The following is a 14873-nucleotide window of genomic DNA, read 5'->3' as shown; positions in this document are numbered from 1 at the left end:
TTATTCTTACTTTTCTCCGTAGTAGTAATAATATTTGTTTCTACCATTGTCTACTCCGTTTAATACTGTTCCAATTATATTTGCTTTTACTTTCTTTAATAAGTTTATTGCATTTTCTACTGAATCTTTTTTTGTTTTTTCTGCTCTAACTACTAATATTGTTCCATCGGCTTTTGTTGAAAGTATTTGCGAATCTGTAACAGCTTGTACCGGTGGAGTATCTAAAATTATATAATCAAAATTATTTTTAAGTTCTTCTATTAATGTAGTCATTGCTTTTGATGAAAGCATTTCTGATGGATTAGGTGGTATTTTTCCTGAAGTTAGTATTACTAAGTTTTGATTATATCTATGAATTGCTGCAACTAATTCTTCTTTACCTATGATTACATCTGATAACCCAATTATGTTTGAAACTTTAAATTTTTTATGTATTGATGGCTTTCTTAAGTCGCAATCAATTAATATTACTTTTTTATCTCCTTGAGCTAAACATAAAGCAAGATTGCCTGCTGTTGTTGACTTTCCTTCTCCTGGCTCAGAGCTTGTTACCATTATTACTCTATATTCTTTATCAAAGGATGAGTATTGTATATTTGTTCTTAAAGTTCTATAACTTTCTGCTGCTATAGATTTTGGTTCTTTTTCTACTATAAACATAATATCCTCCTAAAGCTCCTTTACTGTAGGGATTAAACCAATTACTGGAATATCCAATTCTCTTTCTAATTGTTCTTTAGTTTTAAAAGTATTATCTAAGAATTCTAATAAGAAAGCTAAACCTACACTTACCATTAACCCAAGTAAAAATGCTATTGCAATATTCATCTTTTTATTTGGACTTACTGGTTTTTCTGGTAACTGAACTTCTTCTATTATTTTTATATTTCCATTTGGAACTAACTCTTTAGAAGTCTTAATAAACTCATTTGTTAAGTTTTGTATAATAGTTTTTGCTTCTTCAGGACTATTACTTTTATATTTTATTTGTAATATTTGAGTATCTGTTACTGCTTCTACAGTTAAATCCTCTAAAACATCCTTTGCTTCTAAATCAAGGTTTGTACCTTTTAAACTTTCAGAAACTAAATCTCTAGTTTTTATCGTTTCTGAATAAGTCTTCATAAGCTTTTGATACATAAGTACATCATTTTGATTATATGCTTGATTTTCCCCTTCATCTTTCCCAATAAAAACTTTTGTGCTTGCTTCATACTTTGGTTTTATTACAAAAAAGCTTAGTGCAGCTGATATAACTGTAGCTATTAATGTAATTGAAACTATCATCAGCCATCTCTTTTTTAAGGCTTCAAATAATTCATCTACCCTTATTACCTGTTCTTCCAACTCAAATTCCTCCCACTTAATAATTACATTTCTGGTTTATTATACCATTAAAATATTATATTTTTAGATATTTTAACCCTTAAAATAAGATACTCAGCAATTTCTGAATATCTTATTTGAAAAATCCAACTTTTTTCTTTTTTGAACTTTTTAAAATTTTTTTAGCTCTGGCTCCCTCTGGATTTAATATAAATAAACCCTTTTTACTTAGATCTTCTAGTTGTTTATCTATATATGTTTCTTCAATTGTTTCTTCAAAACCCACAAAATTATATATATTTTTTTTCAGTAAAATTCTTGCTGTTTTCTGGATTTGCTTTCCATAAGAACCTTCTAAACTTGCAGCATCTAATTGAAATAAACATTCTTCTTTTATTAACTTGTCTACTTTTTTACTATCGTTAATAACTTCTTCTATTTTTTCTGGGCTTACTATTATAGGTGTCAAGTTACGTATTTTGTATTCAAAAACTATTTCTAGTAATTCATCTATACTATTTGATTCCTGAACATCTAATAAAACGAATTTTGTTTCATTTATACTTCCTAATAATCCATCTATATGTTTTTTTACATTTTCATAATTATCTCTTAGTAAATTTCCTGGATATAATATTAAATCTATATTTTTTACTTTCAAATATGAATTAAGTTCTTCCACTATTGTATTAACTTCTTTTATTGTAGTCTTGCTATCTTTATCATAATATACGGGAGCTAAAACTAGTTTTTTTATATTGCATTTTGCTGCTTCCTCTATTTTTTTAAGTAAAGTTGTTGAGTTAAAGTTTCCACATAAGACCAATTCCTTAAAAATCAAAGTTGAAAATACCATTTTACCCCTCATTCCATTTTTTGTAATTCTAATTATAAATTTAAAAATTCATTTAAACCACATATTTTATCTTACAATTTTTTACATAATATAAGTTAATTAATTCATCATATGTAGTTTTATTTCTCTAAATGTTAAGTTAAGGTCTTTGATAAATTATTTCACTCACATTTTAGTGTTATTTTAATTGTTCTTATAATGAAATTAACTTGAATAAAATAATTCTTCTTATTTCTTGTATTTTTTTGACTAAAACTTTTTTATAAATTTTTCTCAAAATTACTTTTTTACAGATACTTACTTAGTAAAATAACTTTTAAAATGGAGGGGAAAATCATGAAAGATTTATTAGAAAAAGCCAAAAATAATGATTCTGACTCAAAAGAAGAAATTATAAAGATGTACTATCCATTAATAATAAAGGAAGCTAAAATAATTTATTTAAAAGATAAGTCCTTTGAAGATCTTATTCAAATAGGTATTATTAACTTACTTCATGCAATAGATGTTTTTGATTTATTAAAAGGTGCTGATAAATTTCCTTCTTATGCTCTTTGGTCAATAAAGAATGGTTATAAATATCTTTGCAGAAGTCAAATTAAATATAATACTGAATTTAGTTTAAATAAAGTTAACGATGATGGGTATGAATTTGGAGATAATATAGTAGATGTAAATATAAATATTGAGGATTATGTTATTAACAATACTATAGATGAAAATCTTTATTTAGCTTTAGAAAAGCTTGATAACGAAGAAAGAGAGCTTATTGACTTTTTGTATATATCTAATAATAAGCCTAATCTTACTAGATATTGTGCATTAAAAGAAAAGGATTATTACTATTGTTGTTCCTTGAAAAAAAGGGCTTTAAAAAAGCTTAAAAATATGATGCTTGATTTTTATTAGTAATTATCTTAGAACATATTTATTATTATATTAAGTAAAAAGGACTATTGATTTTTTCTTTCAATAGTCCTTTTTATATTTTATTGTATAAGAAATTGTGAATGCTTATGTTATTCTTAAATGAATTGAGATAATAATTAAATTTATGAGTATTAACTTTTTTATTATAAATAATATTATAATTTATACTGTATTTTAAAATTTTGTCCATAACTTTACTGTACTCTCCTGTTGCTTTTTATCTTTTTAATTCTGCTTCATTACATTAATGTTGATAGTTATTAATTAAATATTAATGTTATTTTTAAATTTTTATTTTATAACATTTCTGATATTTTTTTTTCTTAATTTGTCTATTATTTTCTTCTTCATATTATTTTATTCTTAGTATATTTGAATCATTTCTTAGCTTCTCCATTATTTTATCCTTCATATATCTAAGCTTATGATATTCAATATTTGTTCTTTTAGAATACTCTTTTAAAGTTATACCTTGTACATAAATACTATTAAGTAAAGCTTTTTCATCCTCATTAAGCATCTCTATAGATTTAAATAAAATGCTGCTTAATTCCTTCTTGATACATTCTTCAGAAACATCTGTATTTTGATCTATAATTTCTTCTACGTTTATTGAACTTGCAATTTCTTTATTCAACTTATTTTCGTAGTACTTATTAGTTGCTTTTTCTATTTCTTTGTACATCTTATTTTTTATGCATTTTTGCACGTAAGCAGGAAAGGAATCACTTAAATCAGTATTAAATTTTTCTACGGATTCAATAATTGTAAGCCTCGCTATTTGCTTAATATCCTCTTGACTATACCCGTAAATATAATAGCTAATTGAAGTTTTGTAAACTAGTGGTTCAAAGTTTTTTAATATTTCTTCCATTGACTTTTTATCCCCTTGTTTAGCCCTCACTATTAATTGATTCATAAATTCATCTCCTCTAATAATTTATAATTAAATTATATCAAACGCACGTTCGTCAAGCTACAATTACTTATCGCAATTTCTGACAGTGAAATTTTATTTCAAGAAAATTTTCATTTTTTAGCATTATAGTTTATACTAAATATAAAGAGTTGTTTTTGACTTAATTTTTTTCTTGGAGGGATATACATATGAAGCAAAATATTAAATTGATTTGCATAGACATGGATGGTACTTTATTAAATAGCAAACATGAAATTAGTGAAAGAAATAAAGAAGCTTTAAGAAAAGCAAATAGCTTAGGAGTTAATATTGCTATTACTACTGGAAGACTTTTTTGCTCAGCAAGATATTATGCTGATTTAATTGGAATCGATTCACCTGTTATAGGCTCTAATGGAGCATATATTAAGCATAAATATGACGACATAGCTATTTTAGAAAATCCTATTCCTAAGGATGTAGCTATTGAAATTTATAAGATTGTTAAAAAGCATGGATTAACTATTAACTTTAATAGTTGGGATACTCTTATAAGAGAAGATGAAGTTCCTGCAACTCATGCTTATACTATAATGAACAAATATTTACCAGACGATAAAAAAGTTAAATTTATAGTTAACAGTGATGTTATTAAAACAATAAATAACTTTGATGGAAAAATTCTTAAGGGTATTGTTATTGAAGAAGCTGAAAATAAGGATAATCTATGGGCAGCTAAAGATGAGCTTAAAGAAACCTTTGGTGATAAGCTTCATGTTGTTAGTTCTGGAACAGATAACTTTGAAGTTATGGTTGGAACTACATCTAAAGGAAATGCAGTTGCACATTTAGCTGATACTCTTAATATAAATCCACAAGAAGTTATGTGTATAGGTGATTCTGAAAATGATATTTCAATGCTTAAGTTTGCTGGAATTAGTGTTGCTATGGGCAATGGTCTTCAAATTGTAAAAGATATTGCTGGTTTTGTAACTGACACTAATAATAATGATGGTGTTGCTAAGGCTATTGAGATGTTTGTTTTAAAATAATTTTTTAATAAAAAAGCTATGAGATCTTGTCTCATAGCTTTTTATAAAAATTTTAAATTATAATTTATAAATCTTTTCTCTATTATTAACAACGTTCTTAGTTGCATTTCTTGTATCATAAACAACTTTAGCTCTATCAACTATTTGTTCATAGTCATAAACTGTATGACCTGTTGTTATAACTACCATATCAGATTCATCGATAACTTCTTTCCAATCTACTGAATGATAAGTTTTTCCTTTGTATTTAGCAGTATCACAGAAAGGATCGTTAACTATGACTTCTGCACCATTCTTTTCTAATAGTTCTATAACTTTAAATGATGGTGATTCTCTATAGTCATCAATATCGTTCTTATATGCTAATCCCATAACTAATACTTTTGATCCATTTAAAGCCTTTTTGTGTTTGTTTAATATCTTCATGATATTTTCTAAAACGAAATCTGGCATAGAATCGTTGATGATTCCTGATGTTTCAATAAGCTTAGTATGGTAATCATATTCCTTAGCTTTCCATTCTAAGTAGAAAGGATCTAGTGGGATACAGTGTCCACCAAGTCCTGGACCTGGGTAAAATGGCATAAATCCATATGGCTTAGTTTTAGCAGCATCTATAACTTCCCATACATCTATTCCCATTCTGTTACAAAGAATAGCCATTTCATTTGCTAAACCTATGTTTATATTTCTAAATGTATTTTCTAATATCTTTTCCATTTCAGCTACTGCTGGTGAAGAAACTTTATGAATTTCTCCTTCTAACACATTTTCATATAAAGCAGCTGCTATTTCTGTACACTCTTCTGTGCATCCACCAACTACTTTTGGAGTATTTTTAGTATTGTAGCTCTTATTACCTGGATCTACTCTTTCTGGAGAGAATGCTAAGAAGAAATCTTCTCCACACTTTAATCCACTTTCTTCTAATATTGGCTTAAGTACTTCTTCTGTTGTTCCTGGATAAGTAGTACTTTCTAATATTACTATCATACCTTTATGTAAATACTTTGCAACATCTTTTGTTGAATTTACAACATATGATAAATCTGGTTGCTTATATAAATCAAGTGGAGTTGGTACGCAAATACAAACTGTATCTACATCTTTTATAAAACTAAAATCTGTAGTAGCTTTTAAAAGACCTTTTTCTGTTAATTCTTTTAATTCAGCATCTACAACATCTCCAATGTAGTTTTGACCATTATTAACCATTTCTACTTTTTGATCTTGAACATCAAATCCAATTGTTTGATATCCTGCATTTGCTTTTTCAACTGCTAAAGGTAATCCAACATAACCTAGACCTACTACACCAACTTTTGCAGTTTTATTATTTATTTTTTGTAATAATTCATCTTTTAAAACTGACATTACTTTTCCTCCTAATCAATTAAAAACTTGATAATTGATAATATAAAATTGTTATTTTTTTATTTTTTTAGATTATATAAGTTTCTATCATTTTAATTAATTATTTTGTAGTTAATCATATCTTATTAAATCATTATGTTCTACTACTTTTTAATTAATTATTATTATTATATTTTGACAAAAATTTTTTTAATTAATTATTTTACAATTAATCATACCTTATTTAATTATTATGTTCTACTGTACTTTTTAATTAATTATTAGTATTATATTTTAGCTAAAATTTTGTTTAATTAATTATTTTACAATTGATCATACCTTATTTAATTATTATGTTCTACTGCACTTTTTAATTAATTATTATTATTATATTTTGACAAAAATTTTTTTAATTAATTATTTTACAATTAATCATACCTTATTTAATTATTATGTTCTACTTCACTTTCTAATTAATTATTATATTTTAGCTAAAAATTTTTTAATTAATTGTTTTGCAATTGATCATATATTATTTAATTATTATGTCCCAAGACATTTTTCAACTAATTATTATATTTTGATATTTTTTAAGATATTTTTTAATTAATTATTTTATAGCTAATTAAAACTATATTATCATATATAATTCTAATTAACTATTCTCATATTTAGCTATTTTTAATTAATCATTTTTATTTCAACTTATATGTTATTTAACTTTGCTTATTATATACTCAACTTGCTCTTTTGTTAACTCTGGATATACAGGTATAGCAAAAGTTCTATGTGATAAGTATTCAGATACAGGCATATCCCCTTCTTTGTATCCTAAATCTTTATAAACTTTTTGAAGGTGTAATGGTACTGGGTAATATACCCCTGTTGCAATTCCAGCTTCTTTAAGTTTAGTTAAAACTTCTTCTCTATTTTCAGATTGTAATATATACATGTGATATACATGTTCATTGTAGTCTTTTGCTACTGGAGTTACTAAATCACTATTCTGTAAAGCTTCATCATAAAGCTCAACTATTTCTCTTCTCTTTGCATTCCAACTATCTATTTCTTTTAACTTTACACTTAAAATAGCAGCTTGAATTGCATCTAATCTTGTATTGAATCCTATTAAATAATTGTAATATTTAAGTGGATTATAAACTGTATCGTTTGCTCCTTCAGCAGTTTTAACTTCTTCTTCTATATTATTTAAAAGGTTATATGCCTTTTGGCCATTTTCTCCACTTCCGTGAGTTCTTAATGCCCTTGCAATAGTAGCAATTTTATCATCGTTTGTTACTATCATTCCACCATCGCCAGCACACCCTAAGTTCTTTGTTGGGAAGAATGAGAAGCACGCAACATCACCTAATGTTCCTATCTTTCTTCCTTTATATTTTCCACCTACAGCTTGGCAAGCATCTTCTATTACATATAAATTATGCTTTTTAGCTATTTCATTGATTTCATCCATATCTGCTGATTGACCAAATATATGTACAGGCATTATGGCTTTTGTTTTTGAAGTTATTTTTTCTTCTATTTTTGTTACATCTATATTAAAAGTTTCCTTATTTACATCTACAAATACAGGTGTCGCTCCTACTGCTGAAATAGCTTCTGCTGTTGCAAAAAAAGTAAATGGAGTTGTTATTACTTCATCTCCTTTGCCTATTTCCATTGATTTAAGAGCTAGTACTAGCGCATCTGTTCCATTTCCTACTGATATTGCATGTTTAACTCCTATGAAGTCTGCAAATTGTTTTTCAAAATCTGTTACTGTTTTTCCCATTATGTAATTAGCTGAAGATAATACTTCTAAAGCAGCCTTATCTAATTTTTCACCTAATGAATCATATTGAGCTTTTAAATCTATTAAAGGTATATTCATTGTTATACGCTCCTTTATATTTTTCTTTAAATATAAAACTAATATTAATATTTTACCACATTTATTTATAGATACAAACTTTTTTAATTGAAATTCTTAGACTATTGTGTAAGTAAATGTTAAAATTATACTATAAAATATTAATTTTAGGAGTGTGCATTGATGATTGATATAATTACTAATAAATTCTATTTGAAATTATGTTATATATTTATAGGTATATCATTTGCAACTGTTATATCAGATTTACCATATTTCAACATTTTTAATAAAATAGTACTACTTATAGGATTAGCATTTACAGCTTTAAATCTATTAGAAATTACATTCTTTAAAAGAAGGAAAATTTATTATTTTGAAATATGTCTTTATATCTTTTTACTATTAACCTTATTTTTAAATTTTACTCAATATAAATTAAATGAAAACTTAAAGGTTTGGTTAGTTAATTTTATGATAATGACAGTTATCTTTTCAATTGATACTTATAAAAATAAGAAAAAACTTTTAAAGGAATTAAATATAATATCTTATTTTTATGTTGGATTGACATTTGTTACTTCCTTAGTTTCATTAATAATGATTTTTATGAATAAAGTAATAACTGTAGATTTAGGAATTAAGGATGATGCCCCTTTAATTTTAACTTATAAAGGGCTTTTCAAAAATGAAAATTCTTTTGGAATAGCTGCTGTTCTTTCTCTTTTTATAGCTTTGTATTTACTTCATTGCTCTAAAAATAAATATATAAGAACTTTTTTATATTCTAATATATTGATTCAAGCTATTTCTATATTTGTTGGAGGAGCTAGAAGTGCTTATTTCCCATTTATAGCTTTAGTATTTTTATTTTTAATCTTTAAATTCAAAAATATTTATTTAAGAATTTCCTTTGTGGTAATACCCATTATTATCTCAATAGTATCTTTCTTTACTCTTCCAGATAATATACTTCATAAAATATTAACTAGTAGAGAATATTTATGGCAAACTGCTCTTAGGCTGTTAAAAGTAGTACCCTTAACAGGTGTTGGATATGTAAATAAAGCTGGAAGGTTAAAGGACTTAAGAGTTACCTATCTACAAGGATTAGATGCTGGAGGATTACATAATATATTTTTTGAAATAGCTTGTGTTAATGGAATACCTGCAACAATTATATTTATACTTTTTATTATATTCTTATTTGTTTTCTTCATAAGAAAGTTAGACAAATTGCCACCTAAATTCAAACTTAAATATGGATATGTTTTTGCTTTATGTTTAGGAATAGTCTTAATTAACCTTATGGAAAGTAGCTTAGTTTATATAATTAGTTTTATATCTATAATATTTTGGATTTATTCTGGTTATCTCGTAGCTATCTTAGAAAAAGAATAGATTATTTCTTTATTAATTTATTCCTTACTTAATATTAAGTTTTAAAGATTTAGATTTTATTAAGCATTAATTTGTTTTTTATAAAATCTAAGTCTTTTTAAAATTAACTAATAATATTAAGAATAAAAGCTAAGTATTTATAAACTGTCAATTTTACTTCTATCAGTTATAAAAACTTAGCTTTTATTTTAGTATTTAATATTACTTTTATATTCTATACTTTTAAAACTTTTATGATCTTAATCTCTATCAATAAGCTTTCAATAATTTATCAATAACTCTACAATAATATTATTATAAATTTGTATTATTTATTTGTAATATTATTTTAAATTTACATTCTTTATCTATAATATTACATATTCATTATATTTTTAACTTCTTTGACTAACTCTATTGCAATATATTCTACATCACTTAATTCTAATGTACTATAAACAGGTAGTGAAATTTCATTTGCATATTGAGCATATGCATTTGGATAATCTTCTATTTTATAGCCTAGATTTTTATAAAGCGTGAACATTGGTAATGGCTTAAAATGTACATTTGTTGAAATTCCCTTTTCTGCTAATCTTTGAATAAGTATATTTCTCTTTTCTTCATTAAATCCTTTTATTCTTAATGGATATAGGTGATATGAACTTTCTGTACCTTCACCATATTCTGTAACTGGAATTATTGAAAAATCTTCTTTTTCTAAGATTCTTGTATAAGTATTAAAAATTTCTTTTCTATACTTTAGCATATCTTCATATCTTGTTAATTGAACTCTACCTATAGCTGCATTTATATCCGTCATATTGCATTTAAAACCATCTGTAATTATATCGTATTCCCAAGCTCCAGCTTTCATTTTAGATAATGCATCTTTTGATTGTCCATGTAATGAAGTAAACTTAAAGTCTTGGAATAAGTTTTCTCTTCCTTTAAAGTTATTATCGTTATATGTTATTGCTCCACCTTCAGCAGTTGTAAAGTTTTTAACTGCATGGAAAGAGAATGTATGGAAATCACATTGTGCTCCAACTCTTTGACCTTTATATTTTGCTCCAAAAGCATGAGCTGAATCTACAATTATAATTATATCTTCTCTATTTTTTTCTTTTAAAACTTCTTTTATTCTATCATAATCACAAGGTACTCCTGCAAAATCAACAGGCATTATAACCTTTGTTTTTTCTGTTATTAAATCTCCCATTTTATCATAGTCAATAAAGAAAGAATCCTTTGCTACATCACAAAATATAGGTTTTATACCTCTATGAACTGCTACACTTGCTGTTGCTGTATATGTGTAAGGAGTTGTTATTATCTCGTCTCCTTCCTTTATATCAAAAACCTTTAATATAAGCTCCATTGCTGCTGTTGCACTATTTAACGCTACAGCTTTATTTGCTTCACAATACTGTGCTAATTCTTCTTCAAATTTAGCAAGAGTTGGTCCTGATGTTATCCATCCTGATCTTAAAACTTCTACTACTGCATTAATTTCTGCTTCAGTTATATCTGGAGGAGAAAACGGTATTTTTTTCACATTATCCATTCTTTTCAATCCTTTCATTCTATATCCTATACATTGGATACTTTTATCAACTATTCTTAAGTATATCAGCTTTATTTACAATTATATATTTATATATATTAAAGTTCAAGTTTGTTAAATTTTATTATACTTAAACTATGCTAATATAAACTATAAGAAATATAATATTTAATTTTCTTATTACCTTTGTTAATTATTTCAAAATATATAATTGAAAATAATTAACAAAGGGCTTGGTCTCAGAAAGCTACTTGATATAAAATTTATTAAATTTCAAGTAGTTTTATTGCCTAAAAAAAGTTAATTTCTTATTTTTATAAAGGGTCTCACGTAACGCGAGCACCTTCTAAAGCATTGATTTTTACTAACTTAAATCCATTTTTAAAGTCAAATAGAAATTTTCACCTAATATTTATATATACTCAAAAAGGGAAGCTCTAATTAGAACTTCCCTTTGTATCAGCTAATATCAAAATTAATTTTGGTACAGCCCCTTTTTAATTCCTATCTCTAATATATATTTTATTGAGCTACAGCAAGCAATCTTCTAAGGTTCTCTACAGCAGCCTTAGAAACTATTCCTCCAACTTGCACTATGCTATTAGCAGTCTTTTTATCTAATACTGTTTTTTGAGTACTAGTTAGTTGAGCTTCAGTTATTACTACTGGTGATTCATTAACTGCTGCAACTGGACCTGAAGTTAATGCATCTGCTAATTCTAATCCTTCTGTAACATAAACCTTATTTAGTACATCTCCATAGAATCTTTCTATAACTTTAGCATTTGTCTCATATCTGTTTACTCCACCTAATCTATTACCCGTAATATCTTGCTTAGTCATTGAATTTACTTGATTTAATATATTATTACTTACTACGTCAGCTCCACCTATTAAGTATGCACTATTTAAATCTTCTGATTTTAACCAGCTATTAACACTACTTGGAATATTGTTTGACTCTACTAATATTATAGGCATCCTATCTCTACCTGATACTGGTGCTATTGATAGTGCATCTGCCTCTCCATATCCATTTGCTATAACTACATTTTCTACATCATAAAGATTTTGATCAATGTATTTAGCTACTTGAAGAGCTGTTTCATATCTATTTACACCGCCTAATCTTGTAATCTTTGTAATTCCTAAGTTACGTAATTGGCTTTCAACAGCTGAAGTTACTATTCCTGTTCCACCAACTATTATTGCATTTTTTGCTCCAAGTCTCTTTATTTCATTTTGAGTTTCTGAAGGTATTGAACTCTTTTCAACTAATAATAAAGGTCCTTTATAATATGAAGCAATTGGTGTAGCTGCTAATCCATCTGGTACAGCATAACCATTTGAAATAACTATTGTATCTGCTGCAGTAAATGAGCTTTTACTTAACTCTACAGCTGTTGAGTATCTGTTTGATCCAGATTTAACTTCAACAGGTGGTAAGTATTCATTTGTCATACTTACATTACTTGCTAATATATATCCTCTATCATTCCAGTTATAGCTTCCATGATATTTATTATCAGGTCCCCCTGCTCCTATTGGAGTATTCCTCTCTGGATGTATTTCATAATAGCTTTTACCATTTATAGTTACTTGTTGTAAGTTTGATACAACAAATGGTGTATTTATATAAGCACCATATTGATTAGTATCATTAGTTACATTATATAATAATGTTCCATCTTTCTTTATAACTGAATTATTTGAAGTTGCAACACCAATTTGTTTAGAATTTGTATCTTTTAAATTACTATTTCCACCTGAAAGATACTTATCTATTTCATAAGCAAAGCTTGTTGCTTTTTCTCCCCAGAAAGGATCTGAAGCGTATTTAACATTTGTTCCTCTATTTTTATTTCCTAAGAAACCTCCAAAATATCTCCAATCTGCAGGATCTGCATATCCTCTTGAGATATAATTTTTTGTAAAGTCTATTACTGAATCTTTTGGAGTTGCAAAGCTATCTGCTGATTCCCCTGGCGCTGAATCATATGCTTTTAATCCAAAAAGATTGTTTTTAGTTTGGGCAATTGTTGACATTCCGTAAGCTGATTCATTAATGGAAACCCCTAATGCTAATAATGCATTTACTCCATAAGTACTTTCAGCATCTTTAAAGGCTTGTCCCAAATCTTTAAGTTTTGAACCTTCTCTCTTTCTTCCGTCAATTTCTCCATTAATAAATGCATTTATATATCTATTTAAATCACTTGCTGAATACACAGTTTGGCTTCTAAATGGTAAATTTAAATAGTAAATATAATATGGACTTCCACTATTAACAGAATTAGACCTTACTCCTGCTCTATAGTCCTTAATTAAAATATCTAGTTTATTTGCTATGTCAGTTTGGCTATTATGATTGTATTGATAGAAGTACTTTCCATCGTAGCTTAGATATCTAACACCTTCTTTTAAGAAAAATGGTGCTTTACCTAAAACCTTATCAAATCCTGTAACTCCAGTTAAATCATAACTGATGAAATGAACTAATTCCCCATTTCTAACTGTATAATAGCTTGGATTTTTTACTTGGCTTAAAGGCACTACATCCATATCATATGTACCTGAAGCTTTGTTGTTACTTATCCAACCTTCATATCCATTTATCATTATTTTTACTGATGTACCACTCATATCTAAAATTGGTGCATCATCCATATATCCTGGATTTACATAGGTAAATGCACTTTGCATGCTAGAATCTGTATACATATTTACTGTTCCAGAAACTGGGCTATTATTACTATACTTTATTACTCTTGCCATTTGATTTGTTGCGTAAACAACTTGTCCGGAATAATTTATTACTGCTGGATCTTGATTTTCTTTTGTAGAAGGATCAAGACTTTTAGCTGCATTAACAGCTTCATCTAAATCATCATATGCTTCAATAAACTCATAGCTTCCATCAGAATTAGCAATAGTTAACTCATAATTTTTATCTGTCAATGGCTCTAACACTTCTAGATTTTCTAAAGCTTCTTGCTTTAATTTAAACTCTTCTCTCTCTAAATTTTCTGAAGAAATTGCAGAGTAACTTCTTAATGCAGGATTTATAGCTTTTACTTTCTTATACTTAGTACCTTTTAAAGTATTTGTAGATTCCTCTTTAGTAGCTTCTTCTTTAGTAGAAGCCTCCTTATTTGAAGTTGTAGAATCTTCTTTACTTTCCTCTACCTTTGTATTACTTTCAGTGTTACCTTGCTCAACTGAAGTTTTTTCATCTGGAGAATTATTTGAAGTACTATTTTGAGCTTCCTTGTCTTTAGTTTGATCTTTTTCATTATTTAAAAGCTCTTCCCCATCATTATTTTCCTTTTCTACATCTTCTACTTTCTCATAATCTTGAGAAGATTGTACACTGTTCGTCATCGAATTACTTTCTTCTTGATTATTTTTTTCTTCAATAATCGAACTAGCATTATTGGTTAATGCTTTAGCACTTATATTAGGAACTATAAATGCTACTATTAGTAATTGCGCCACTAATTTTTTAATTTTTTTAAATGACACCTTCCCACCTCCCTTTCTAATATAGAATAACAATTTTATTCCTATTTTTCAACTTATATAGAGTAATTGTAATATTTAAACACCCATTTTTTGTTTAATATAGTAAAAAAGTGTATCAT

General features: G+C 26.7%; 11 protein-coding genes. 3 read left to right on the top strand and 8 right to left on the bottom strand.

Going from position 1 to position 14873, the window contains the following annotated elements; all coding sequences use genetic code 11:
* Positions 1 to 6 precede the first annotated feature (6 nt).
* The 3 genes from I2E83_RS05940 to I2E83_RS05930 form a co-directional block, all read right to left on the bottom strand.
* Positions 7 to 660, bottom strand: coding sequence for a CpsD/CapB family tyrosine-protein kinase (locus I2E83_RS05940; RefSeq protein ID WP_195429002.1), 654 nt, complete (start codon positions 658 to 660; stop codon positions 7 to 9).
* 9 nt (positions 661 to 669) lie between these two features.
* Positions 670 to 1347 (bottom strand): Wzz/FepE/Etk N-terminal domain-containing protein, encoded by a 678-nt coding sequence (locus I2E83_RS05935; protein WP_195429001.1) that lies wholly within the window; start codon positions 1345 to 1347, stop codon positions 670 to 672.
* 112 nt (positions 1348 to 1459) lie between these two features.
* The gene (locus I2E83_RS05930) at positions 1460 to 2182 is read right to left on the bottom strand and encodes a CpsB/CapC family capsule biosynthesis tyrosine phosphatase (protein ID WP_195429000.1); all 723 of its coding nucleotides are present in this window, start codon (positions 2180 to 2182) and stop codon (positions 1460 to 1462) included.
* 336 nt (positions 2183 to 2518) lie between these two features.
* Between I2E83_RS05930 and I2E83_RS05925 the strand changes: the two genes are divergently transcribed.
* Positions 2519 to 3091, top strand: a complete 573-nt coding sequence (locus tag I2E83_RS05925) for a sigma-70 family RNA polymerase sigma factor (protein ID WP_243249574.1) — start codon at positions 2519 to 2521, stop codon at positions 3089 to 3091.
* A gap of 373 nt (positions 3092 to 3464) precedes the next feature.
* On the opposite strand, the gene I2E83_RS05920 is transcribed toward I2E83_RS05925, so the two are convergent.
* The gene (locus tag I2E83_RS05920) at positions 3465 to 4031 is read right to left on the bottom strand and encodes a sigma-70 family RNA polymerase sigma factor (RefSeq protein ID WP_195428997.1); all 567 of its coding nucleotides are present in this window, start codon (positions 4029 to 4031) and stop codon (positions 3465 to 3467) included.
* 188 nt (positions 4032 to 4219) lie between these two features.
* On the opposite strand from I2E83_RS05920, the gene I2E83_RS05915 reads away from it, so the two are divergent.
* Positions 4220 to 5062, top strand: a complete 843-nt coding sequence (locus I2E83_RS05915) for a Cof-type HAD-IIB family hydrolase (RefSeq protein ID WP_195428996.1) — start codon at positions 4220 to 4222, stop codon at positions 5060 to 5062.
* 57 nt (positions 5063 to 5119) lie between these two features.
* Here the strand turns inward: I2E83_RS05915 and I2E83_RS05910 are convergent, their stop codons facing one another.
* Together I2E83_RS05910 and I2E83_RS05905 are read right to left on the bottom strand one after the other, a co-directional pair.
* Positions 5120 to 6436, bottom strand: a complete 1317-nt coding sequence (locus tag I2E83_RS05910; RefSeq protein ID WP_195265455.1) for a nucleotide sugar dehydrogenase — start codon at positions 6434 to 6436, stop codon at positions 5120 to 5122.
* Positions 6437 to 7127: 691 nt separating this feature from the next.
* Positions 7128 to 8306, bottom strand: coding sequence for a DegT/DnrJ/EryC1/StrS family aminotransferase (locus I2E83_RS05905; RefSeq protein WP_195428995.1), 1179 nt, complete (start codon positions 8304 to 8306; stop codon positions 7128 to 7130).
* Between the two features lie 162 nt (positions 8307 to 8468).
* Between I2E83_RS05905 and I2E83_RS05900 the strand changes: the two genes are divergently transcribed.
* A complete protein-coding gene (locus tag I2E83_RS05900; RefSeq protein WP_195265459.1) occupies positions 8469 to 9686 on the top strand; it encodes an O-antigen ligase family protein in 1218 nt (405 codons plus the stop codon).
* 355 nt (positions 9687 to 10041) lie between these two features.
* Here the strand turns inward: I2E83_RS05900 and I2E83_RS05895 are convergent, their stop codons facing one another.
* On the bottom strand, positions 10042 to 11223 hold the full coding sequence (locus tag I2E83_RS05895) for a DegT/DnrJ/EryC1/StrS aminotransferase family protein (protein ID WP_195429188.1): 1182 nt from the start codon (positions 11221 to 11223) through the stop codon (positions 10042 to 10044).
* 531 nt (positions 11224 to 11754) lie between these two features.
* Positions 11755 to 14754 carry a cell wall-binding repeat-containing protein gene (locus I2E83_RS05890; protein WP_195428994.1) on the bottom strand — a complete coding sequence of 1000 codons (3000 nt, stop codon included), beginning with the start codon at positions 14752 to 14754 and terminating at the stop codon, positions 11755 to 11757.
* Positions 14755 to 14873 lie beyond the last annotated feature (119 nt).

The sequence above is a fragment of the Clostridium sp. D46t1_190503_E9 genome, from assembly GCF_015555225.1.
Classification (GTDB): domain Bacteria; phylum Bacillota; class Clostridia; order Clostridiales; family Clostridiaceae; genus Clostridium.
Note: the sequence above shows the minus strand (reverse complement) of the source record. Positions and strands in the feature narration are given on the sequence as shown.

What these genes read in the sequence shown, in the direction of transcription:
- I2E83_RS05920 (WP_195428997.1), bottom strand. Translation starts at nt 4,031, where the DNA reads ATGAATCAATTAATAGTGAGGGCTAAACAAGGGGATAAAAAGTCAATG.
- I2E83_RS05905 (WP_195428995.1), bottom strand. Translation starts at nt 8,306, where the DNA reads ATGAATATACCTTTAATAGATTTAAAAGCTCAATATGATTCATTAGGT.
- I2E83_RS05915 (WP_195428996.1), top strand. Translation starts at nt 4,220, where the DNA reads ATGAAGCAAAATATTAAATTGATTTGCATAGACATGGATGGTACTTTA.
- I2E83_RS05910 (WP_195265455.1), bottom strand. Translation starts at nt 6,436, where the DNA reads ATGTCAGTTTTAAAAGATGAATTATTACAAAAAATAAATAATAAAACT.
- I2E83_RS05900 (WP_195265459.1), top strand. Translation starts at nt 8,469, where the DNA reads ATGATTGATATAATTACTAATAAATTCTATTTGAAATTATGTTATATA.
- I2E83_RS05930 (WP_195429000.1), bottom strand. Translation starts at nt 2,182, where the DNA reads ATGGTATTTTCAACTTTGATTTTTAAGGAATTGGTCTTATGTGGAAAC.
- I2E83_RS05925 (WP_243249574.1), top strand. Translation starts at nt 2,519, where the DNA reads ATGAAAGATTTATTAGAAAAAGCCAAAAATAATGATTCTGACTCAAAA.
- I2E83_RS05940 (WP_195429002.1), bottom strand. Translation starts at nt 660, where the DNA reads ATGTTTATAGTAGAAAAAGAACCAAAATCTATAGCAGCAGAAAGTTAT.